We start from the raw sequence: 24,192 nt of genomic DNA, 5'->3' as shown, positions 1-24,192 counted from the left end.
GTCTATATACGATACGTAATAAGGGCGAGACCTTATTATTCCGCCTCGACGACGAAACTTTCTTCTACTACCTGAGATACCTGATCCTGAGAGCGAGCCTCACGCACGGTGGCGGAGACAGCGCCCAGATACAGGCTAACAGCCCGGATAGCATCATCGTTACCAGGGATAACGAAATCCACACCGTCTGGATCAGAGTTAGTATCGACGATCGCAAATACCGGAATACCCAGGTTATTGGCTTCTTTAATGGCGATATGTTCATGATCGGCATCGATAATGAATAATGCATCCGGCAAACCGCCCATATCTTTGATACCGCCCAGGCTATTTTCCAGCTTAACCAGCTCACGGGCACGTAACAGCGCTTCTTTTTTGGTCAGTTTATCGAAAGTGCCATCCTGAGACTGAGTTTCCAGATCTTTCAGGCGTTTAATGGACTGACGAACGGTTTTCCAGTTAGTCAGCATACCGCCCAGCCAGCGGTGGTTGACAAAGAATTGATCGCAGCTCTCAGCCGCTTCTTTTACTGCTTCACTTGCCGCACGTTTGGTACCCACGAACAGAATTTTACCTTTACGGGCAGCAATTTTGTTCAGCTCAGCCAGTGCTTCGTTGAACATCGGTACGGTTTTTTCAAGATTAATGATATGAACTTTGTTACGCGCACCGAAGATATACGACTTCATTTTCGGGTTCCAGTAACGAGTCTGATGACCGAAGTGAACGCCCGCTTTTAGCATGTCGCGCATGGAAACAGTTGCCATGTTTAAAACCTCTATCGATAAAGTTGGGGTTATGCCTCCACGTATCCCATATTACCGACCCCTACAGGGCACCCCGGAATATGTGCCGATACGTGTGTGTTATTGACACAAGTGAGATTAATGCTTCCATCACCGTACAAAGACAATGGAAGTCCGGCGCGCTTTATACCACAAAAGAGGCCCAGAAACCAACTTTTGTTGATGCGAACAATCTGTCCGCGCCACACCAGAGGCAAAAGATCACGATGGAAAGTATCGTGTCCAGGGTTGCTGGACGAACAATAAAAGTAGACAATACGGGTTTATTATTTAATTTAGAGCTTAGCCCACCAGACGTTATTCACACGGCCACGCCGTATACGAACAGCATAACATACTGATTTTTCGTCTTATCCGTCAGGACAATAGCGCGGATAGTTCAGACTATTACTCTTTTTTATACCAGGTTGACATATTATTATGAAGATAGATCTTTCCATCGCAATAACAACATCGTTACTTTCGGCGAGCCTGATTATTGTTGCCAGTTATCTTAATATTCCTGCATGGGCTGGATTTCTGGGCTGTACAACCTATTTTGCCATTAATAAACATAGCTACCAGGCGCTTATTATTTGTGCACTCACGCTCACGTCAGGTATTCTTATGGCCTGTATTTCTTCCGCTGTCGCCGGGTATTATTCAGGATCATTGATTGCCCTGTTTATCGTGACAGGCGCTATTGCATTTATCATGTGCATCCAGGCACGACTGGCCTGGTTGTCATTTGTCCCGGCAGCGTTCATCGGCTCCTGCACCGTATTTGCCGGATCAGGACAATTAATCAGTGCATTAGAAGCGCTGTTTATCGGTCTTGTGACCGGTTATCTCATGAAATTATCAGGTTACAAATTACATCAGCTCACACAATCGACAAATTCACCCACGATCTCCAGCACGGAAAAAGGTGAAGCCTGATGCGCTCCTGACGCACCTCTTTTACCTGCGGGTGACGATTGATTTTACAGACGTTTCTCTGTGCTAGCTCATCGGTGAGCCCTGCGCACAGAGAAACTATCGCGTACCGGACTGATGCGACGCTGTCCGGTACGCTTTGATGACGATAGGTTTAATACAGACCGATAATTTTCCACCACGCCAGGCCAATACCAAAGAACACCGACTGATTGAGCAGGCTGACGATGAACCCGGTTTTCCACCATACTCCTGTCGGCACATAACCGGCACCAAATAAAATGGGGCCACGGGCATGGGTATATTGCGTCAGTGAGCAGTACAGACTGCTGGTAAAAGCAAGCATCAACGCCATCGGGGCGGCAGGGATATCCAGATTAATCCCCACACCGAGGAATACCGCATAGAGAGCTGCGATCTGCGCATTACCACTGGCAAAGAAATAGTGAGTATAGAAGTAAGCGGCATTCAGAATTAACAACACCAGAACCCAGTTGGTATCGTGCATAACATAACCGATAGAGTCACCAATCAGATCACCAAACCATTTTGTGAAGCCCAGTTTTTTAAGCTGATTCGCCATCATTAACAGTGCGGCGAACCAGATTAATGTATCCCATGCTCCTTTTTCACTTTTAACATCCTCCCAGCTCAGGACGCCAGAAAGCAGTAATACTGAAAGGCCAACAAACGATGCGGTAGTGGGATCGACGCCGAACTGAGTACCAAAAATCCATAGCACCAGTAATAAAACAACGGTGCCCAGCATCACCCATTCGCCACGCGACATCTTGTCCATTTTGGCCAGTTCAGTGATCGCGATTTTCGGCGCATCAGGCGTATGTTTGATTTCTGGTCGCGTGATCGCGTACACCAGCAACGGAACCAGGATAAATGACACTAAACAAGGAACCACCGCCGCTAAAAACCATCCTCCCCAGCTTAATACCACCCCCGCATTGGCGGCGAGCTTCACCGCCAGCAAATTACCGGTATAGGCGGTCATAAACATGGCGGCCGTGACGTCATTAACATTACCAATACAGGTGACGAGGAAAGTACCGATTTTACTGCGTGACTCATCTTCAGGATAAGATTGAAAACTGCGCGCCAGCGAGTCCGCGATGGGATAGATAACACCACCACAGCGCGCGGTATTACTCGGCATAGCTGGGGCAAGGATTAAATCCGCAAAAGCCAGGCCATAAGCTAATCCTAAAGTCCGCTTACCGAGGATGCGAATCATATATAATGCAATACGCCGCCCCAGCCCGGTTTTAATAAATCCACGAGCGATCATAAAGGCGACCACGATCAGCCAGATCAATGAACTATTGAGATCGCTCAGCGCCGTTGTAATCGCTCCCGAAGCACTGCTATCCCCTGCGGCATAAGTCAGAGCAAAAACCGTGATACCAATTAAGCCAACCGCACCAATCGGCAATACTTTGGCCACGATACTGGCAATAGTGGCAACAAAAATAATTGCCGAGTGCCATGCGGGCTGACTCAATCCTTCGGGACTAGGGCATTGCCATAACAATATTGCCATGATGATAATGACAATAAAAGGTATCCATCTGACACCACTTTTTTCTCCTGGCATAATAATCTATTCCTTAAATAAAAATATTTTACCTATCTGGTATGTTGCAAATAAAAAATTAAGATGTTAACTAAATCCAATCTATCGTTACTGATATATTCATTACTACATTGCCTTATAAAACATCCTGTATACTTAACATGATATAAACATTTATTGTTATATCAGAGTATTACCTTTAGTTTCTGTGATATGTTTTACATTAACAGCAATAAACGCCGATCTCTCTTCTCTTTATCCTCTTGCTATTAATTAGCAATGAAATTATTTATTTGTAATAATATTGAATGTCTGATCTGAACATAAAGTAGCCACGATTCAGGATATATTATGATCTCAGGCAGGGAGTGAAAACGGAGAGCGCCGGGATATCAGGCCAATGCCGGCTCTGTCATTGGCCTGTTTATCAGCGCGGTTGTAGAGTCAGTTTAGAGCGATTTCGCCAGTCGTTCGACAGCCGTCAACAGTCCTGCTTCCGATACGGTCGAGTAGGACAGGCGCAGAGTGCGGGTATCCGGCTGGTCATTATAAAACGCCTCACCTGGCACATAGACGACACCATTTGCCAGGGTTTTATTTAACCATGCCATGGTATCAAACGGATAACGAAAACGGACCCACAGGAACATACCGCCTTCAGGACGTGTAAACGTAATATGTTCACCAAGATGAGACTCCAGCGCATCGGCCAGCGCCATACATTTCTTACGGTAATCTTCGCGGATCAGTGCTATCTGATGATCCAGACGGTTCATGGCCAGGTACTGTGTCGTAATCACCTGCGACAACATATTGGTATGCAAATCAGCTGCCTGTTTGACGATAACCGCCTGTTGAGATAACCACTCTGGCATCACAATCCAGCCAATCCGCATCCCTGGCGCCAGAATTTTAGAGAAGGTCGAGGTATAGACCACCTGCTCTTCACAACCCAGTGCGACCGCATGCTGATATAGCGGACGATGAACAGCATCCGTGAATTTAATTTCACCATAGGGATCATCTTCAATGATGATAAAATGATGCTGTTTTGCCAGCTCAACCAACCGGCGACGACGTTGCTCGCTGAGATTTTTGCCGCCAGGATTACCGAAAGTGGGCACCAGATAAACCGCCTTAACAGGGTGATTTTCCAGTAACGTTGCCAGTTGTTCAACCTGCATCCCATTATCATCGGTATCGACGCTGAGAATATTCGCTTGCGCCAGCTGGAATACCTGTAATGCGGCCAGATAGGTCGGGCGCTCGACAACAATCATATCGCCCGGATCAAGCAGTGTCCGGGCAATAATATCCAGTGATTGTTGTGAACCTGAAGTAATATAAACACGGCTCGCCGGGCAAGCGATACCCCGCCTCTGACACAATTCACTGACTGCCTGACGCAGAGGAGGATACCCTTCCGTTAAGCCATACTGAAATGCATCATTAAAATGGCCGCTCATAACCTGCTGTACCGCCAGGTTCAGCCCCTCGTGGTCAAAAAGCTCGGGTGCCGGGATACCGCCACCGAGAGAAATAACCCCCGGTAATTTGCTGTGTTTCAGCAGTTCGCGAACTGCGGAAGGTTTTAATTCTCTGGCACGAACGGCAAGTCGCTGATCGGCGCTGTTATTTTTCCTTTCCATTTTATCCTGTCTTATTGTTATGTTTGCGGGTTTAGTACATCCTGATGAGCCGATCTTATTCCCCGAACAGCCCTTGCGGTGCTCTTCGGGGTCGCTGTTATTGGTCGTCGCTATCTCTCAGGACAATGAGCGGTTCAATATCGCTCTCTTTTTTAACGACCAGTGAATCATCACCACGCAGGCATGTTCCACCGTAACTGCCGCCAACAGTAAAAGTGCATACCTGAATGTATTTACCATCTACTTTTGGCAGGCACCAGAGTTGCTGATAGATATTCTTACGATCAACAAACTGGCCACTGGTTTTATCCAGCACCTCATCCTGTGGACTAATCAGATCAATATTACTTCCGCAACGCCCGGAAATCGGCTTCACGGCATAACCTGTTTGTGCCAGCTCTTCGTTAACCACAAAATCGGTATCCAGCAAATAGCGATGATGTGGAAATAGCGACCATAATACCGGTAAAATCGCTTTATTACCGGGGATAACGGTCCAGAATGGTTCAAATACCATGACCTCAGGGCGTAGCAGGACATCAATTAATCGCATCTCACCCTGGCGGTATCCGGTGCGAATCGGCACCGCAGCATACTCCTCGGCGCTGACTTCACGTACCTGTTCAATAATCGTCTCCCATGCCCAGGTTTTCCAGACACAATTGACCAGACGTCCTTCATTATCAATAAGCTGCCCGGTAGCATCCCATTGCAGCTCATCAAGACCAAAGAGGATTTTGCTGTCAAAACCAGCTTCAGTCAGCGAACGCTGAATAAAACGAGCATGATAGCTTTCCTCGGCATCCTTATCCTGCATGATATGAACAAAAAGTCGCGCACTACTGTGTTTCCAGGCATCCGCCAGATTACTGAGCAGATTTTCTCCCGGATTATAGCCGTTGCCATCATACCCCTGTTTCAGCCACTGTTCGAGGATCAGACCCGCTTCAGCATGGCAGGACGCGGAATCAGCATTATATTCATATACTTTCAGACCACGTTCATCCATGCAAAAATCCATCCGGCCGGTGATCATGTGATGACGTCGCCACGCCCATGACAGACGTAAACGTGGCCAGAGGATTTTTGGGATATCAAACAGTGCCAGAAGATTGTCATCTTTCATCACTTTATCGGTGGCATGCAGATACATCAGATGCAGCTCATTCGTGGCTTTGACCAGCTCCTGTTCGGCGCTTTCACTGATGGTGAAATACTGATAAGGGTCCTGATTAATGACTTGCCCATTGGCGGCAATATAGGTTTGCTGTAACGGATCTTTCTCATCAAGCCAGTCACCGCTAAACTGCCCCTTATCCGGCAGGCGCGCGCCTTTGATCGTCATGGCATCACCGGACATCACCGGTTGTGGGATGCTATATTGGGTATCGTCAGTCTGGATCATCCAGCCCAATATTTCAGTATCAGCAAATGTATCCTTGATAGTATAAAAACCGTCATTAACTTCCAGCGTTAATTCCCGTGTCCATTGCTGGCCCTGGGGAAGTAGCGTATGAATCACGTTTTGTTCAGCAATTCTCACTTTATTACCGATGAGCTGGGTAATTACCGCCACATGGCCTGTATGCCTGAACTCGCCGCCCTTATGCCAGATCAGCAAAGATCCCGCCATCGGCGGGCGACGGGAACCGTTGGCAAAAGCCTGAAGCGGTAAAATATTGTCATTCACCACTTCGCGCAAAAAGCGTATTGAGAAGATCTCATAGGCCATATCGACATCAGTAAAGACAACACCATAATTAAGAAACAGAAAACGGCGGGCAAACTCGACACACTGCCATTTGTGCCCCATATACTCATTACCGATGTAACTACGAAACGTCGCATCGTTGGCATGATCCTGCGTCTTTAAACTACTGTAATTCGATGAATAGATGGCTACGCCGCCCGGTGCATAACCTAGCAATGTACCAAAAGGGGCATCGCTGCTTGTAAAACCTTTACTCATTAGCCTGACCTCAAATTAATACAATCCGGGAGCCGGATGAAACAAAACAGCCGCTGATTTATCCTGCCGACAACAGTGACCTGATAAGCTTATCATCATACCACGCCTGCGATTTATCCAACGCATGATGCAGCTGCAGGTGATAGTGGTAATTGAGCGATAACAAAAACATATCAGGAATAAACCATCAGCACACTACCCCATCGGGAGGTGTGCTGTTTTCGGTTATTCTTATCAAGGCAAGGGCGGCAGTACCAGGGAAAGCGTGGTGGGTTAATCAGCTTTTATCGTCTCTTCACCCACCAGACCAATTTTGAGATAACCCGCCTGGTGCAGTGTATCCATCACCCGCATGACGGTCTCGTAATCCACGGTTTTATCTGCCCGGAAGAAGACGGTAGTCTCTTTTTTTCCTTCGGTCAGCGCATCAAGGGCGTTAATCATGCTCTCTTCGGTTACGGGATCGTTACCGATAAACAGGGTTTTATCCGCTTTCACCGACAGATAGACCGGCTTTTCCGGACGCGGCTGCGGCTGACTGGTCGAGGCGGGAAGATTGACTTTGACATCTACGGTCGCCAGCGGCGCAGCAACCATAAAGATAATCAGCAACACCAGCATGACGTCAATAAATGGCGTCACATTGATGTCGTGCATTTCATTACTATCATCAAGGTTTTCGTTAAAATGCATCGCCATAAAACATCAACCTATGCGTAATTTGTGCGCCGGACGAACCGAATGACGATGATGATGGCTATCAGCCAGATCCAGATCACGACTTTGTAGCAGTAATATCTGCGCCGCGACATCTCCCAGCAGCGCCTTGTAACCGGCAATCATGCGGGCAAAAATATTATAGATAACCACCGCTGGGATCGCGGCAAACAGGCCGATCGCGGTCGCCAGCAACGCTTCAGCGATACCCGGTGCGACAACAGCAAGGTTGGTCGTCTGGGTCTGAGCAATACCGATAAAGCTATTCATAATTCCCCACACGGTACCAAACAGCCCGACAAAGGGAGAAATCGCCCCAATCGTTGCCAGATAACCGTTTCCCCGCCCCATATGACGGCAGATAAACGCGACCCGGCGCTCAAGACGAAACGCTGTGCGCTCTTTAATTCCTTTGTTGCTCTCGACACCGACCGAACGTTCCCGCTCATCCTGCGCTTCACCAATCAGTGATGTGATCAAGCTATGCGTATGAAAATCGCTGGCGATATCGCTCGCCTGCTCAAGAGAGCGTGCCGCACTTAATTGCTGTTGTTCACGTTTGAGGCGACGCTGACTGGAGAGAATTTCGGCGCCTTTGCCAAAAAAAATAGCCCATGTCACGACCGAGGCCAGAACCAGGCCGATCATGACTATTTTTACAACAATATCAGCATGATGATACATACCCCAGACAGAAAGATCCGTCGGCATTAAATTATTCCCCACGCTAAAGTCTCCACTCCATCAATCATTCAATCCAGAGACATCATATCAAAACAACCCTGAATTGATAGTCGTTCTCATTACTATTTACATCAGGTAGTCAATAATGGCGATATTGTCAACGAGTTAGCGCGAAAAAAAGGTTAACCTGCCACAGAACAAAATTTTGCCCTGTCATCGGGATACCACGGTACGTAACCGCAGATTCATGTTAATTTATCCCTCTGTACAGAGGGATAAAATCAGGGTAATTCTATGAAAGATAAACATCTTGCCACCACACTGGTCAACGCCGGACGGGGTAAAAAATATACTCATGGTGCGGTTAATAGTGTCATTCAACGGGCATCCTCATTGGTTTTCGATACCGTGGCGGCGAAAACACAGGCGGCCCATAACCGGGCAAATGGTGCGCTGTTTTATGGCCGTCGCGGTACACTCACCCATTTCGCTCTGCAGGAAGCCATGTGTGAACTGGAAGGTGGCGCAGGCTGTGCGCTGTTCCCTTGTGGTGCGGCGGCGATTGCCAATACGATCCTCGCTTTTGTCACCGCAGGTGATCATATTCTGATGACCAGCAATGCCTACGAAACGAGCCAGGATTTTTGTCACCAGATCCTCACCCGCTTCGGGGTGACCACCCACTGGTTCGATCCGCTTATCGGTGCAGATATTGCCCGGCTGGTTCAGCCTGATACCCGCATCGTTTTTCTCGAATCCCCCGGTTCTCTGACCATGGAAGTTCATGACGTACCCGCGATCGTTGCGGCGGTGCGCCGCGTGGCACCGGAAGCTATCATTATTCTCGATAATACCTGGGCGGCGGGCGTACTGTTCAAAGCGCTGGACTTCGGTATCGATATCTCTATTCAGGCGGGGACGAAGTATCTGATCGGCCATTCGGATGCGATGATCGGCACCGCCGTCGCCAATGCCCGCTGCTGGGATCAACTGCGCGAAAATGCCTATCTGCTGGGACAGATGGTCGACGCTGATACCGCTTATATGACCAGCCGCGGCTTACGTACCCTGGCTGTTCGCCTGCGCCAGCACCATGAAAGCAGCCTGCAAATCGCCGAATGGCTGGCACAACATCCTCAGGTGGCACGGGTTAACCATCCGGCGCTGCCTGGCAGTAAAGGGCATGCCTTCTGGCAACGTGATTTTAGTGGCAGTAGCGGCCTGTTCTCTTTTATTCTCACTAAACGACTTACCGATGCTGAACTCTCCGCTTACCTGGATCATTTTCGCCTGTTTCATATGGCCTACTCCTGGGGGGGCTTCGAGTCGCTGATCCTCGCCAGCCAGCCAGAACAGATCGCCGCTATCCGCCCTGGTAGCGAGATCGATTTCAGCGGAACACTGATTCGACTCCATGTCGGTTTAGAAAATGTTGATGATTTACTGGCTGATTTAGCAGCAGGATTCTCTCGTATCGTGTAAAGTGGTCGTCAATCATCATGGTCGTGATATTGAAGTACGAGCCGTTCATGGCTCGTTAGCATACGATATTCAGGAAAGTACATGGTTGTCATTCAAGAGATCATTGCCGCGCTCTGGCATCATGATTTTGCCGCGCTGGCCAATCCACAGGTTATCGAATTTATCTATCTGATCATATTTGCCACGCTGGTGCTGGAAAATGGCCTGCTCCCGGCTTCTTTTCTCCCTGGAGACAGCCTGTTGCTGCTCACCGGTGCATTGATCGCTAAAGGGGTGATGCATCCGGCTATCGCTGTCGCGATACTGACTGTCGCCGCCAGTCTTGGCTGCTGGTTCAGTTATCTCCAGGGGCGCTGGCTCGGCAATACCGCGACGGTCAAAGGCTGGCTCGCCCATCTGCCGCCCAAATACCATCAGCGAGCCACCTGGCTGTTTGATCAGTATGGTCTGCTGGCGCTACTCGCCGGGCGCTTTCTGGCTTTCATTCGGACACTATTACCGACGATGGCCGGTATTTCCGGTCTGCCCAACCGTCGTTTCCAGGTTTTTAACTGGTTGAGTGCGTTACTGTGGGTCTGCACGATCACCGGGCTGGGGTATCTTCTCAACATGATCCCTTTTGTCAAACGCCATGAAGATCAGGTCATGACCTGTCTGATGATCCTGCCCGTTGTTTTGTTGTGCGCCGGTCTGCTGGCGACACTGGCGGTGGTTATCAGAAAAAAATTCTGTCGCTCGTCAAAATAGCCTCCTCGCGGGAGGTGTTAGTCACTGACACATCCCGCCCAGGTTCCGATCGGGGAAAGGCTTCTTAACGGCGACCTTTCTTCGCTACTGAAGCAGGCTGCTGCTGATGTGTCATCGGCGCGTGCCGGGTCAGTGCCGGGCGACTATGACGATGGTAACGTCGCGCTTCACGCAGTTCATCACGGGTCGGTGCGGGCACCAGACAATCCCGGCGTGAGCCTATCAGATGGGATTTTCCCATCGCTTCCAGCGCCTGACGGATCAGTGGCCAGTTGGCCGGATCGTGATAACGCAACAATGCCTTCTGCAAACGACGCTGTTTATCCCCTTTCGGCACTACCACCTCTTCACTGTGATAGTCAACCTTAACCAGCGGATTCTTAGCGGTATAATACATGGTGGTCGCATTAGCCAGCGGTGACGGGTAGAAGTTCTGTACCTGATCGAGCCGGAAACGGTGTTTCTTCAGCCACAATGCCAGATTGACCATATCTTCATCACGTGTACCGGGATGGGCAGAAATAAAGTACGGAATAAGATACTGCTCTTTTCCCGCCTGTTGCGAATAGCTATCGAATAACGCTTTGAAACGCTCATAGCTGCCCATGCCGGGTTTCATCATTTTCGATAACGGGCCGATCTCGGTATGTTCGGGGGCAATTTTCAGATACCCCCCCACATGGTATGTGACCAGCTCTTTGATATAACGGGGATCTTTGACCGCAATGTCATAACGCACACCGGAAGCAATAAGGATCTTTTTGATCCCGTCTAAGCTACGGGCACGACGATACAGATCGATGGTTGGCTGGTGATTGGTATCCATATGCGGGCAAATATCCGGGTACACACAGGACAGACGACGACAGGTTTGTTCCGCCCGTGGTGACTGGCAGCGCAGCATATACATATTCGCTGTAGGGCCACCAAGATCAGAGATAACCCCGGTAAAACCGGGGACGGTATCGCGAATCGCACTGATTTCATCAATGATCGAGTCTTCAGAACGACTCTGAATAATACGTCCTTCGTGCTCGGTAATCGAACAGAATGCGCAGCCGCCGAAACAGCCGCGCATAATATTTACCGAGAAGCGGATCATTTCATAAGCCGGGATCCGTGCATCGCCATAAGCGGGATGGGGAACGCGCTGATAGGGGAGCGCAAACACGCTGTCCATCTCTTCTGTCGATAAAGGGATCGCGGGCGGATTAATCCAGACATAACGCTCGCTATGTTTTTGCATTAACGCGCGTGCGCAACCAGGGTTGGTTTCATGATGCAAAATGCGTGAGGCATGGGCATACAACACTTTGTCACCTTTGACTTTCTCGAAAGATGGCAACAGGACATAGGTCTTTTCCCACGGTTTTGGACGCGGCGGCTGGACGGTCACGGGTTGGGCCTTTTGTGACTGAGCGCCCCCCTTTTTATTGTCCGCACAGGGTAAGTCTTCACCATAAGGGTGCAGGATCGGGTCAATTTTCCCTGGTGTATCCAGTCGTGTGGAATCAATGCCCTGCCAGCCAGGTAGCGCCTCTTTAACCATGATTGCCGTATTACGCACATCACGGATCTGGCTAATGTTTTCCCCGGCAGCCAGACGATGCGCCACTTCGACCAGTGGTCGCTCGCCATTGCCAAATATCAGCATATCCGCCTTCGAATCCACCAGCACAGAACGACGCACGGTATCGGACCAGTAATCATAATGCGCGGTACGACGCAGGCTGGCCTCAATTCCCCCGAGAATGACCGGCACCGTTTTCCACGCCTCTTTACAACGCTGGGTATAGACCAGTGTCGCCCGATCAGGCCGTTTACCCGCAATATTGCCTGGGGTATAGGCATCATCATGACGCAGTTTACGATCAGCGGTGTAACGATTGATCATCGAATCCATGTTACCGGCAGTGACGCCAAAGAAAAGATTCGGTTTGCCGAGACGCATAAAATCATGCTTATTGTTCCAGTCAGGTTGCGCAATAATCCCGACACGATACCCCTGTGATTCAAGCATCCGGCCACAAATCGCCATCCCAAAACTGGGATGGTCAACATAGGCGTCACCGGTCACGATGATAATATCGCAGCTATCCCAGCCAAGTTGATCCATTTCGTCACGCGACATCGGCAGGAATGGCGCGGGGCCCAAACAAGCAGCCCAGTATTTTGGCCAGGAGAAAAGATCTCGTTCTGGCTGGATGAGGGATATTGCGCTCATATGACTTCCGGAGAAATGATAAAAAATAACCAAAGGTCGGCGATTATAAGCCGGATCGATAAGATAAATGAAGCCTGTTCTTTCTGCCGCTCATCATGATATGACAAGGCAGTCAGGTTTATGTTGCCGGATTGACCAGTAACTGACCAATCGACCCACGATCAGCCAATTCCAGGGTCTGGCTGAGGAACTGAAAAGGATAGTTGGGCCAAGAGGGTTGCGTATAATACACCAGCAACTCCACCTGTCCATCGACCCAGACAGTATCTTTCCAGCCGCGATCTTCGGGGAAAGGCAGGGAACCATTGACGTTACGTAACTGGAACATCACGCCTTCGATATGGAACGATTGGGGTAATTCAGCATGCACAATCCAGCGTTCCCACGTTCCCTGTAACGCCGTAATATCAATACGTTGAGGGTTCCACAACTGACCATTAATTCCCGGACTCTCACCCAGCGAAATATCACGCGAACTCACTGGCGCACCGACCGGCGGCGTTGATGGCAACAGACGCACCGGGAGATTATCGCTGGCCATAGGTAATAATCCCGCAGGACGTAACGTGAGCAATAATGTCGATATCAGCGTGCCTGATGGCTTAAAAAAGCCGCGAATACGATCGACAAAACCTGCCGATTCGCCACAGGTGATCGACACTTCTTCACCACTACTCATATCGACTAAAATCTCTCGCCGCTCCCCCGGTGCCAGCGCTAGCTGCCTCAATGAAACCGGCACCGGTAAAAACCCCAGATCACCTGCAATCACATAGATCTGACGGTTATCACTCATCCGTAGCTGATAGCGACGGGAATGAGAAGCGTTCAGTAAACGCAGGCGTATCCAGCCACGCGGCACTTCGGCATAAGGACTTTGTGCGCCGTTCACCAGTAAGGTATCCCCGACAAAACCGCCGCTACCCGGCTCCCGGTATTCCGGTGCACCGAAATTATTCAGCCGTTTATCCTGGATAATCAGTGGTAAATCATCAACACCATAGTGATTAGGAAGTGGTAAACTTTTGCTGATTTTATCTTCAATCAGACACATTCCGACCAGGCCATTATAGACCTGTCTGGCCATGTGGTTTGGCGTATTCGCCTGATACCACAGGGTTGCAGCATTCTGGCGAATCGGCAGCACCGGTGCCCAGTCCGTATTGGGTGCCATCACCCGTGTCGCCCCGCCGATCAGTGGGCCGGGAACCTGTAAACCACGGATCGTCATCGCCACATTTTCTGTCAGACGGTTGCTGTAGATCAGCTTGATATCGTCACCATTTGACACGCGGATCGTCGGCCCGGGATAGTGGTTATTGACCCCCCATACCGTGGCGCGGGTGCCGAGAGAAAACGACCAGTGGGTGCGCTGTAAAGTTAAAAACAGCGGCTGACCACGGCGCGACTCCAGCAACGGCGGCACCGGTAACACCGGTTGCTGACTGGCGGCAGAGACCTTCAGCGGCACCGCTCCCGCGCACAGTGCTACGCCTGTGGCCCGAATAAACTGACGCCGACTGAATGACATAGTAACTCCATGAAATACTGATATAAATCAACAAAAATCATGTCCTGCAGGCCCCAGGCTCAGAGGATGGCGCCCCTTGATCGGTTATCCCTTTGCCGCACTCTCGCGCCGGGAGACTTCACTGTCCAGTTCCGCAATCTTCGCCACCATCAGTTCGCGACAGTGCGCGGCCAACGCCCGGACATCCTCTTTGCCATACGAACGGGTATCCACCGGCGGTAACATTTCAACAATCACCAAACCATTATTTAAACGGTTAAGTTTAATTTTATTGTTGGTACTGGACACACAAATCGGGATAATCGGCACCCCCGCCGCAATCGCGGCATGAAAAGCGCCGGTTTTAAATGGCTGTAAGCCCCGGCCACGGCTTCGTGTCCCTTCCGGAAACATCCAGAATGAGATCCGCCGTGTTTTAAACGCCTCCACCACCTGAGTGATTGTATCATAGGCTTTGGCCCGGTTATTACGGTCAATCAACAGATTGCCTGTCAGCCAGTAGAGCTGACCGAAGAAGGGGATCCATACCAGGCTTTTTTTACCGACGGTCACGGTCGGTGACTGTACAATTGCCGAGGCGGTCACCATATCATAATTATTCTGATGGTTGGCAATGTAGATAGCGTTGCCATACTCTTCAGCATCAGCGGGCTTGCGTGTTTCGACTCGTAAGCCGAATACCGGGGCCAGTCGGCCAAACATATGGCCAAAAGTGGCAACATGTTTCGGGTTGCGGGGGGTGAACAAACAGTAAATACAACCCAGCAGACACACCAGGATACAATAAATAACAACAACAATGAGCCGCAAAATAAATAGCATAGCAACCTCGAAAACCAGAACCTGTTAGCCTGTTCCTGCCCGCACCGGGCAGGAAACACTCATCTTATTCGTTACTCTTTGCTATCACCCGCAGGCACAGGACGCGGTGAATCAACATCCACACGATCAATTTTTTGCAGCCCGCGCATTAAAGCACCACGCCGTCCCCGCTCACCGCACACTTTTTGTAGCTCCTGGGGGGAGAGTTTTATCTTACGTTTGCCGACATAAACCGTCAGTGTGCTCTGTGCGGGTAGCACAAATAGATGCGCCAGCCCATCTTGTCCGGCTGCGGCCTCGGCCGCTGAAATATTGATAATCTTATTTCCTTTCCCTTTCGATAACTGCGGTAAATCGCTGACCGGGAACATCAGCATATGGCCGGTCTGGGTTATCGCTAACAACATATCGCTTTCATCTTCGATAATCACCGGGGCCATGACACGGGCCTTATCCGGCAAGGTGAGCACGGTTTTTCCGGCACGATTGCGTGTGATCAGATCATTAAAGGTACAGACAAAACCATACCCCGCATCAGACGCCATCAACAGTTTGCAGTTATCATTTTCCATCAGCATATGTTCAATGCTGGCCCCAGGCGGTAATGTCAGCTTACCGGTCAGCGGTTCTCCCTGTCCCCGTGCTGATGGCAGGGTGAGGGGATCGATAGCGTAACTACGACCGGTGGTATCAATAAACACGACGGGCTGGTTACTTTTGCCTTTCACCGAGGCTTTCCAGCTATCTCCCGCTTTATAGTTTAATCCCTGGGCGTCAATATCGTGACCTTTAGCACTCCGTACCCAGCCCATTTGCGATAGCACGATGGTCACGGGTTCAGAGGGCAACATGTCATGCTCACTCATCGCTTTCGCTTCTTCACGCTCACACAGCGGGGAACGCCGTACATCGCCGAACGTATCGGCATCGGCCTGCAACTCCTTTTTCAGCAGGTTATTCATTTTACGCTCAGACGCGAGGATTGCCTGTAGCTGATCACGCTCTTTTTCCAGTGTGCTCTGCTCACCACGGATTTTCATCTCTTCCAGTCTGGCGAGGTGGCGCAGTTTCAGTTCAAGAATCGCCTCGGCCTGGGTTTCGCTAATGGCAAAACGCGACATCAGCGCCGGTTTCGGCTCATCCTGCTGGCGAATAATGTCAATCACTTCATCAATATTGAGGAATGCAATCAGGAAGCCATCGAGAATATGTAGACGTTTAAGCACCTTCTCCAGACGATAGTCGAGGCGACGACGCACCGTATCGCGGCGAAAGGTCAGCCACTCTGTCAGGATCGCATGCAGATTTTTCACCGCCGGGCGATTATCGAGACCGATCATATTCATGTTGATACGGTAACTTTTTTCCAGATCGGTGGTGGCGAACAGATGGTTCATCACCGGCGTCATATCCACCCGGTTAGAGCGGGGTACGATCACCAGTCGGGTCGGGTTTTCGTGATCCGACTCATCGCGTAGATCATCGACCATCGGCAATTTCTTATTGCGCATTTGTGTCGCGATTTGTTCCAGTATGCGCGCTCCGGAAACCTGATGTGGCAACGCGCTAATCACCACTGCCCCTTCTTCTTTTTTCCACACGGCACGCATACGTATCGAACCACGACCAGTGTGGTAAATTTTACAGATCTCAGCACGGGGAGTAATAATTTCCGCTTCGGTCGGAAAATCCGGGCCTTGAATGATATCCAGCAGTTCATCAAGCGTGGTCTGCGGTTTATCAATCAGGGTGATCGCGGCCTGCGCCACTTCACGTAAATTATGAGAGGGGATATCGGTTGCCATCCCTACCGCGATGCCCGTTGTTCCATTGAGCAGAATATTGGGCAAACGGGCCGGTAACATTTTCGGCTCCTGCAGAGTGCCATCAAAGTTCGGCACCCAGTCAACCGTACCTTGTCCCAGCTCACTGAGCAATAGCTCCGCATATTTTGAGAGCCGGGATTCGGTATAACGCATGGCCGCGAAGGATTTTGGATCATCGGGTGCCCCCCAGTTCCCTTGCCCATCCACTAAGGGATAACGATAAGAGAAAGGTTGTGCCATCAGCACCATCGCCTCATAACAGGCGCTATCGCCATGTGGATGATATTTACCCAACACATCACCCACAGTACGGGCGGACTTTTTGAATTTTGCGCTGGCATTCAACCCCAGCTCAGACATTGCATAAATGATGCGGCGCTGAACAGGCTTCAGACCATCGCCAATAAACGGTAATGCTCTGTCCATAATGACGTACATGGAGTAGTTCAGATAAGCATTTTCCGTAAATTCATGCAGCGCGAGGCGCTCGGCCATATCACTCATTAATTGTCAATCCTCAATCTCGGCATATCGTCCAGACGGACGGCAAAACTAGCGCCGATAATACCCTATCTCACCGCCTGAGTCACAAAACATGATACCGGGTGATATTGTCAGTCAAATCCCGCCAGCTCGTGGCAGACAGATTCAAAATATTCCGATCTGGGGCAAAAAATAACAAACCGCAGAGGACTATTTTTGCTTAACTGAATCGCTGCTCAGTCAGTTTGGTGACAGATGACATCAGGAAATCGCAACAGACACAAAACCGGTAAGGATTTCTGATATTGCCCAAGGCCAAAATGACAAGCAAAATAGCGCTAATGAGATCACCTCTCAGGCCCTGCATATCTATAAAAAGGAGTTCATCATGTTGACTGTCATTGCAGAAATTCGCACACGCCCAGGCCAGCATCACCGCCAGGCGGTGCTCGATCAATTCGCTAAAATCGTCCCGCTGGTTTTACAGGAAGCCGGATGCCACGGCTATATGCCGATGGTTGATTATGCGGCTGGCGTCAGTTTTCAAAGCACATCACCAGACTCTATTGTGATGGTTGAGCAGTGGGAGAGCGTGGCACATCTCGAAGCCCATCTGCAAACCCCGCATATGAAAGCGTACAATGAAGCAACCAAAGACCATGTGCTGGATATGAATATTCGCATCCTGCACGCGGGCGTATAAAACAGCAGCCTCCAACGCGATTTGCCGCTGGAGGTGTTGTGATCGATTACATACCCCGATCCCGATCTAACCAGTCACCACTCACTATCCGGGTCGCATGGTTGATCGGACCCTGATAAACGTACATCCATGCGTTGCCATAAGGGGTAGCGATCAAATGACGATCGTATTCACCGTTCTGAATACGCAGGGCATCCAGTTCAGCCAGGGTCGATGCGTCAATACGATAAACTTCACCACAGAGAATACCTTTCCCTGGCATCGCCCCCGGATAGAATCCCAGGTTATAGAGCTGATAGCCGTTGATCTGATGATCACCCAGCCATTGTGCATTGGTCATCCAGTGACTGTTGCCTTGTTTGCGTCGCAAACTACCATAGACAAATATTCGCATTGCTAAAACTCAAACTGATAGAGCAAGTCAAGTGCCTGATCGACGCCAGATATCGCCTCGAGATAGAGTTGTGGCATCAGACGATAACGTAATGTCAGTGTTGCCAGCGAGTCAAAAATACCGACGCCATATTTGACCTGCAAACCCGGTAACACATAGCCGCTGACCACCACCTGGGAAGTATCACCGGCGCCTTCAGTATCCAGTACCAGATTGCTGATACCAAATGTTTCGCCAATTTTACCCATAATCTGACCACTTTGTGCAACCCCCAGTCCCACCAGGATCGAGGTCATTGCGGCACTATCGTTCTGTTCACTGCCCAATCCCTGTCCACGTAGCAGGTAAGATAACGCCTGCTGCTGAGACATGGCCGGATCAGAGAAGATCTCCGCTTTCGGCTGGTCGGCAGTACCCGTGACGCGCACACCGGCAATCACGCCATCCTCTGTGACATCCGGATTACGAATGGCCTCAATATTAAGCATCGGCTGTTCAGGCGAACCGGAGAACAGCAGTTCACCTTTGCGTACCAGTAAATCCTGACCATAGGCATGAAAACGTCCTTGCGGAATGGTGATCTGCCCATTGAGTCCCAGCCCCTGCTTATCCTGCGAGACTTGCAGATCGCCAGTCAGGCGGGCTTTTAAACCAAAGGCACTCAGACGGGCATCGTTGCCAATATGAATCATCAGATTACTGTTAATCGGCATACTGCTGTGTTGTGGATGAATCGGTTTGAGATTTTTATCCAGCATCACCTCATCGCCCGAGATCGCCACCGCACTTTCCGGTACTTGATCCACAACGATGCGCGCCCACGGGATATCAACACGACCATCCAGGGTGAGCAAATTCGGGGTGGCGGTCACCCTGATATCGGGTGAGATATCCAGCCGTGCCATCGGTGGCACCGTGATCCTCACCTGATGACCGCTGGCCGCTATCTGCGCCCGCCAGTTATCGATCTGCGTCCAGTCGGCATCGCCACTGAGCGCAATATCGCCCTGGCGAGTATTCACCGTCCCCTGTAGCGTAGAACGCGCACCGTTGAAATTGATGGCTAACTGGCTGGGCTGCATATCGAATGGCATAAAGTTAGCGTCTATATCGGCATCACTCAGCAACATCTGACCGTAGAGCTGCGGAGATCTGACACTCCCCGCGAGGCGTAAATGGGCATTGAGTTCCCCCTGGGCCTCTCCTCTGGCAAGCAGCGGTTTGATCATGGCCAGCGCGATATGGTCAATATTGATATGACCCGCAAGATGACGGCGTCCTTGTGGATCGTTAATCTGGATTTGCCCATCCAGTTGACTGTGGTTCGTCAGGCGCATCAGCCACTCCAGCTGTGCACGATTATTCTGCAACAAAGCCGTGACATTCAGGGTATCGAAGGCGAAAGGTAGCGCTATTTCATTGATCGTCTGGCTGATTTTAACATCCCGCCCGCTTAACGTGACCTTTCCCTGCGGCAGCGATGATTGCGTGGTGTCCCAGCGAATATCGGTATGACCACTCAATACCCCACTGGCATGAGTTTCTGGTGGTAAAAAGGGTGCCAGCATCGCTAAATTGAGATAATTGAGCCGGGCGACCACATGGCCGGAACGCCCGGCTTCGATAGTTTGTGGTGCACAAAGCTCCGCTTGAGGGTGACGCCAGCAATGTGGGCCAATACGCATTTCCTGTGCAGCATAGCGGTAATCCAGCGCCACATTGTGTACCAGCGCAACCGGCCCGACCGGAGTCTGTAAACGTGTATCGCTCAGCGTTCCCTGCCAGCTTGCGCTCTGGCGATCAAATGCTCCCGTCAACGCCAGTTGCCCGGAAAGCGGATCGCCCTCTGCTTTTAGCGTCAGATGATGCTGTTTCTCATTGCCTTTCATCGCCAGCTGTAACTGTTTGATCGTCATGCCCGGCTGGTTCAGCCGATCAAGGCGTAGATTCAGGTTACCGGTAACCGGGGCGCTGGGTTGCACCTCGCCAGCGATACTGATGTGGGCAATCGTTAATTCCTGCCAGCGCAAGCTATTGGCACTGAGATCGGCCAGCCACTGGGGGGCATCCACCGTGCCGCGCGCTTTTAATTCACCTTTCACTGTCCCACTGAGTCCCGTCCATGTCTGATCCAGTCTGGGGGCATCGATAACCGCATCCAGATTCAGATTTTTTTCCCCCAGTTCTCCTTTTACGGCGAGGCGATTTTTCCCCACTACCAGAGACAAACCCGGTGTTGTCCACTGCATATAGCTGTTACCCTGCAACGAACCACTGACATCCAGGTTATTTCCTCTGATGTTGCCACTCATTTTCAGTTCCGGCACCGCGACCTGCCAGCTTCCACCATACAGGCTGCCGTGTGATTTAAGCTGACCGTTCAGTTTCACAGGCCCGTCAGGTATCATTTTCGTGGTATTAATGCCGTTAAATGTCAGTTCACCCTGCCAGCTTAGCGCCTGCTGCCAGTCGAGCAACCCTTGCAGCTCAGTTTTCCCTTGCAAAGCTGTGATCGTCAGCTTATCCAGGTTCAGCTGCTGTTGATTGCCGTTGGCATGAAGCGCCACACCCGCGGGTGGCAGCGATGCTCCGCATATTGCGCTACTGAATGCGATGGTGTAATCCGTTATTTTGCCACTGATATTCAGTTGCAGATTATCGGCCTCGATCTGTTTTTCGCCACTCAGCGGCCAGTACAGATGGGGACTATTGAGGGCGATATTCAGCGGTAGCCCGGCTTCTGCTAGCACTATTTCACCATCCAGCTTCGCCGCCAGCGGCCCGGCTAACGCCATCCCGAACTGCATCTTGTTGCGCAGTTCTCCGTTGAGGTTCAATGTGGCGCGCTCATTTTCCAGCGCACCGATGTTCAGGATACTGTTCAGTGTCAGCTTTACCGGCCATGCACCGTGAAGTTGCATATCGCCTGAGGCACGTAATTTACCCTGATCGGAATCGATATTCAGAGTATCGAGGGTTATCTCATCTTCACGGCTACGGACTTTTAGCAATAAATTCCCGATCGTGATCGGGAAGTTTCCGTTCAGCCGTAACCGCTCGCCATGAAAGGCTTCGATCGTCAGATTCAGGGGTAAATGGCCATCGTTGATTTTCGCTAACAGTGGCTGAGAGAAGAGAGCAGAAATCGGCTCTGCAGGGGATGGCGGGCGAGCGGATACCGACGTCACTGACGGATTGTCTGCGGCCTTTTTCGTCTCGGGTAACACTATCGTCATGCCCTGTAGCCAGCTGGGCATCAGGGTCAGGTTTTTCTCCTGCCAGTGAATCGCCGTAGAGAAATTCTGTATCGCAATGGCCGTATCATCAACCGCGATATGCATATTCTGCAAAGCGATATGTTTCAGTTCCAGAGGATAAGGCAGCGCGAGGTTAAGCGGCTTTTCCTTGTTGGTCACCGGTTTTGCTGGCGGCATATTATGCGTGTCGATCACGATAGCGAGATCGCGTAGTGAGAGATCATCGACACACAAACGGCGATCCCACAGACAGCGGAGTTTTACCGCCAGATGTAACTGGCCGACGCTCACCGTCACCCCTGGCTGGGCAAAATGTACTTCATTGAGGGTTAGGTCACGCCAGCCACCACTGACACGACCAATATCCAGCCCCGGTGTCCAGCGATCCGCCGCCCTGAGCAACAGATGCAGGCCACTGGTCGTGGTCAGCAACGCACCTACCGCTACTATCAGGAGCAGTAAAAAAATGACGATGCCAGCACTGACTTTTTTCCAGCGACTCATAATTCAGGTCCCAGCGCGAGATAAAGCTGCACACCGTGTTTGTCTTTGTCGGCGATCGGGCGTGCGATATCGAGCTTAACAGGGCCGACAGGTGACTGCCAGCGTACCCCCAGACCCGCTCCGGTTTTGAAATGGCTGCGACGAATATCATTGACGGCTTCACCGCTATCCATGAACAGCGCTCCCCACCATTTGCCACTCACATTGTATTGATACTCCAGCGATCCGGTCATCAGCTTTGATGCGCCTGTCAGTTCATTGTCGTTATCTTCAGGCGAGATGGATTTATAAGCATATCCCCGGATACTGCGATCGCCGCCCGCGAAGAAGCGCAAATCGGGTGGCACCCGGCTGAAACTGTCACTATCCATCCAGCCAAGATTACCGCGCAGCACAAAACGATGACGATCACGCAGTGTGCGGATCCATACCTCCTGGGCCTGCAGGATCAGTAAATTGATATCTGATCCCCAGGCGGTACTGGCATAATCTATTGAGTAACGTTGAGAATCGCCCCATACTGGCATCAGCCCGCCCCGAGCTCGTGTGCGGTTGACCGATATGCCTGGGTAGATAAGCATGGTGGTATTGGTAATACTCGCTTGCGTAAAGTGATCAAGACGCCAGCGTAAATTGATCGCACGTTGCCAGCCACTCGACATTTGCCAGTAACGGGAAATGCCCACGGTGGCGGAGTCTGCGTTGGTATCATGCAGATCAGTGCGCTTAAATCCGCCCTGCACCAGATAGTATTGTTCCAGTGGATTTTTTAATAGTGGCATCTTATAGCTGAAATCCGCTTCTGGCTCTACGGTGGAGAGGCTAACGCTGGTGCTCAGGCTATGTCCCATCGCATTGATCCACGGTTTTTTCCACGTCATTTTTAACTGCGGTCCGACATCGGTCGAATAACCGATACCAGTTTCGACGCTGTTCTGTTTCCGTGGCACTACCACGCCATGCAGGGGTAACACCTTACTTTGCCGTGAGTCTGTGAAATCGGGCGCGACGACTACGGAACTGAACCATCCCGTTGCGGTCAGACGGCGGTTGAGCTCTGCCAGATCATCTGATGTGTAGTCATCTCCCGAATGGAATGGCACCAGATTTTGTAGATATTGATCGTCAATCTGTGAACCGCTAAATGAAACCTGACCGAAACGATAACGTTCACCACTGTTATAATCGATATCCCAAAAAGCCTGATGACGATCGAGAGAAACGCCAAGCTGGCTCTTGGTGAATTCACTATCAAAATAGCCTTTATGCAGCGCAAGCTGATTAAGGGAACGTTTAAAACGGTCATAATCGCCATGATTAAGCACCGTGCCGATTGCCGGGCGCTGTTTTAATAAATCGAGATAATCCTGATCGGTGCGGGCACTGCCATGCAAAAGAACCGTTGTGCCGCCAATACGCACCGGCTCGCCGGGCGTGACCTTAACACGCAACAAATGGTGCCCTTTTTTGGCCGATGGCTGTAAATCAAAGTCGATAGTCGGTTGATAGTAACCCAGCGCTCTCAACCCTTCACGAATGGCGTCATCAACCCGCGCACGAAAACGTCGGTCAGCGGTCACTTCATCACTTTTGATCGTAGAGAGCTGATCAAGGACATTTTTTTCCAGATCTCCCGATAAGCCATCGACCTGTAAACGCACACTGGCAGCACTGACCGCACCGCTGATAAGCAACAGACTTATGGCACATAACCGGCTGATTTGTAGCACGCTTTCTCCTGAAATCTTCGTTACTCCGCAGAAACGAACGCTTTGTTCACGGTCTGACAAAAAAACCAATTATCGAGAGTCAAAAGATAATATTAACACGACTTAAGGCCTGGCCAATCAGGAGAAAGCAGGAATGCTCTGGCGATTTTACAGTCAGTTACGCT

Annotated in this window: 17 protein-coding genes; 4 read left to right on the top strand and 13 right to left on the bottom strand. The window is 50.6% G+C overall.

Features of this window, described 5'->3' with window-relative positions; genetic code table 11:
* Positions 1-35: 35 nt before the first annotated feature.
* The gene (gene rpsB / locus PT300_05215) at positions 36-767 is read right to left on the bottom strand and encodes a 30S ribosomal protein S2 (GenBank protein ID MDF7680042.1); all 732 of its coding nucleotides are present in this window, start codon (positions 765-767) and stop codon (positions 36-38) included.
* Positions 768-1,226: 459 nt separating this feature from the next.
* Here rpsB and PT300_05210 point away from each other — a divergent pair, with 459 nt between their 5' ends.
* Complete coding sequence (locus PT300_05210) at positions 1,227-1,724, top strand: DUF1097 domain-containing protein (GenBank protein ID MDF7680041.1); 498 nt, start codon at positions 1,227-1,229, stop codon at positions 1,722-1,724.
* Between the two features lie 151 nt (positions 1,725-1,875).
* On the opposite strand, the gene PT300_05205 is transcribed toward PT300_05210, so the two are convergent.
* The 5 genes from PT300_05205 to exbB all read right to left on the bottom strand — a co-directional run bounded on the left by PT300_05205 (position 1,876) and on the right by exbB (position 8,367).
* Positions 1,876-3,327 carry a DASS family sodium-coupled anion symporter gene (locus tag PT300_05205; GenBank protein MDF7680040.1) on the bottom strand — a complete coding sequence of 484 codons (1,452 nt, stop codon included), beginning with the start codon at positions 3,325-3,327 and terminating at the stop codon, positions 1,876-1,878.
* Positions 3,328-3,755: 428 nt separating this feature from the next.
* On the bottom strand, positions 3,756-4,955 hold the full coding sequence (locus PT300_05200) for a PLP-dependent aminotransferase family protein (protein ID MDF7680039.1): 1,200 nt from the start codon (positions 4,953-4,955) through the stop codon (positions 3,756-3,758).
* Between the two features lie 97 nt (positions 4,956-5,052).
* Entirely contained in the window at positions 5,053-6,924 is a 1,872-nt protein-coding gene (gene gss, locus PT300_05195; GenBank protein MDF7680038.1) for a bifunctional glutathionylspermidine amidase/synthase, read from the bottom strand.
* A 273-nt stretch (positions 6,925-7,197) separates the two neighbouring features.
* Entirely contained in the window at positions 7,198-7,623 is a 426-nt protein-coding gene (gene exbD, locus PT300_05190; protein ID MDF7680037.1) for a TonB system transport protein ExbD, read from the bottom strand.
* Between the two features lie 6 nt (positions 7,624-7,629).
* A complete protein-coding gene (exbB, locus tag PT300_05185; protein MDF7680036.1) occupies positions 7,630-8,367 on the bottom strand; it encodes a tol-pal system-associated acyl-CoA thioesterase in 738 nt (245 codons plus the stop codon).
* Positions 8,368-8,619: 252 nt separating this feature from the next.
* Between exbB and metC the strand changes: the two genes are divergently transcribed.
* Both metC and PT300_05175 read left to right on the top strand, forming a co-directional pair.
* Positions 8,620-9,807, top strand: a complete 1,188-nt coding sequence (metC, locus tag PT300_05180; GenBank protein ID MDF7680035.1) for a cystathionine beta-lyase — start codon at positions 8,620-8,622, stop codon at positions 9,805-9,807.
* 81 nt (positions 9,808-9,888) lie between these two features.
* Positions 9,889-10,554 carry a DedA family protein gene (locus PT300_05175; GenBank protein MDF7680034.1) on the top strand — a complete coding sequence of 222 codons (666 nt, stop codon included), beginning with the start codon at positions 9,889-9,891 and terminating at the stop codon, positions 10,552-10,554.
* Positions 10,555-10,618: 64 nt separating this feature from the next.
* Here the strand turns inward: PT300_05175 and PT300_05170 are convergent, their stop codons facing one another.
* The 4 genes from PT300_05170 to parC all read right to left on the bottom strand — a co-directional run bounded on the left by PT300_05170 (position 10,619) and on the right by parC (position 17,461).
* On the bottom strand, positions 10,619-12,778 hold the full coding sequence (locus tag PT300_05170; protein ID MDF7680033.1) for a YgiQ family radical SAM protein: 2,160 nt from the start codon (positions 12,776-12,778) through the stop codon (positions 10,619-10,621).
* 118 nt (positions 12,779-12,896) lie between these two features.
* The gene (ftsP, locus tag PT300_05165) at positions 12,897-14,309 is read right to left on the bottom strand and encodes a cell division protein FtsP (GenBank protein MDF7680032.1); all 1,413 of its coding nucleotides are present in this window, start codon (positions 14,307-14,309) and stop codon (positions 12,897-12,899) included.
* An 84-nt stretch (positions 14,310-14,393) separates the two neighbouring features.
* A complete protein-coding gene (locus PT300_05160) occupies positions 14,394-15,131 on the bottom strand; it encodes a 1-acylglycerol-3-phosphate O-acyltransferase (protein ID MDF7680031.1) in 738 nt (245 codons plus the stop codon).
* 71 nt (positions 15,132-15,202) lie between these two features.
* Positions 15,203-17,461, bottom strand: a complete 2,259-nt coding sequence (parC, locus tag PT300_05155; protein MDF7680030.1) for a DNA topoisomerase IV subunit A — start codon at positions 17,459-17,461, stop codon at positions 15,203-15,205.
* 367 nt (positions 17,462-17,828) lie between these two features.
* Here parC and PT300_05150 point away from each other — a divergent pair, with 367 nt between their 5' ends.
* Positions 17,829-18,143 carry a putative quinol monooxygenase gene (locus PT300_05150; protein MDF7680029.1) on the top strand — a complete coding sequence of 105 codons (315 nt, stop codon included), beginning with the start codon at positions 17,829-17,831 and terminating at the stop codon, positions 18,141-18,143.
* Between the two features lie 46 nt (positions 18,144-18,189).
* On the opposite strand, the gene PT300_05145 is transcribed toward PT300_05150, so the two are convergent.
* Genes PT300_05145 through PT300_05135 form a run of 3 tightly spaced genes read right to left on the bottom strand, consistent with a single transcriptional unit; the run spans position 18,190 to position 24,028 of the window.
* Positions 18,190-18,537 (bottom strand): gamma-glutamylcyclotransferase, encoded by a 348-nt coding sequence (locus tag PT300_05145; protein MDF7680028.1) that lies wholly within the window; start codon positions 18,535-18,537, stop codon positions 18,190-18,192.
* Between the two features lie 2 nt (positions 18,538-18,539).
* Positions 18,540-22,298 carry a translocation/assembly module TamB gene (locus PT300_05140; GenBank protein MDF7680027.1) on the bottom strand — a complete coding sequence of 1,253 codons (3,759 nt, stop codon included), beginning with the start codon at positions 22,296-22,298 and terminating at the stop codon, positions 18,540-18,542.
* Entirely contained in the window at positions 22,295-24,028 is a 1,734-nt protein-coding gene (locus PT300_05135) for an autotransporter assembly complex protein TamA (GenBank protein ID MDF7680026.1), read from the bottom strand. Before PT300_05135 ends, PT300_05140 begins: the two co-directional genes overlap by 4 nt.
* Positions 24,029-24,192: the final 164 nt, after the last annotated feature.

The sequence above is a fragment of the Enterobacteriaceae bacterium ESL0689 genome (assembly GCA_029433525.1).
Taxonomy (GTDB): domain Bacteria; phylum Pseudomonadota; class Gammaproteobacteria; order Enterobacterales; family Enterobacteriaceae; genus JAQTIF01.
This window is presented reverse-complemented; position numbering and strand designations above follow the sequence as displayed.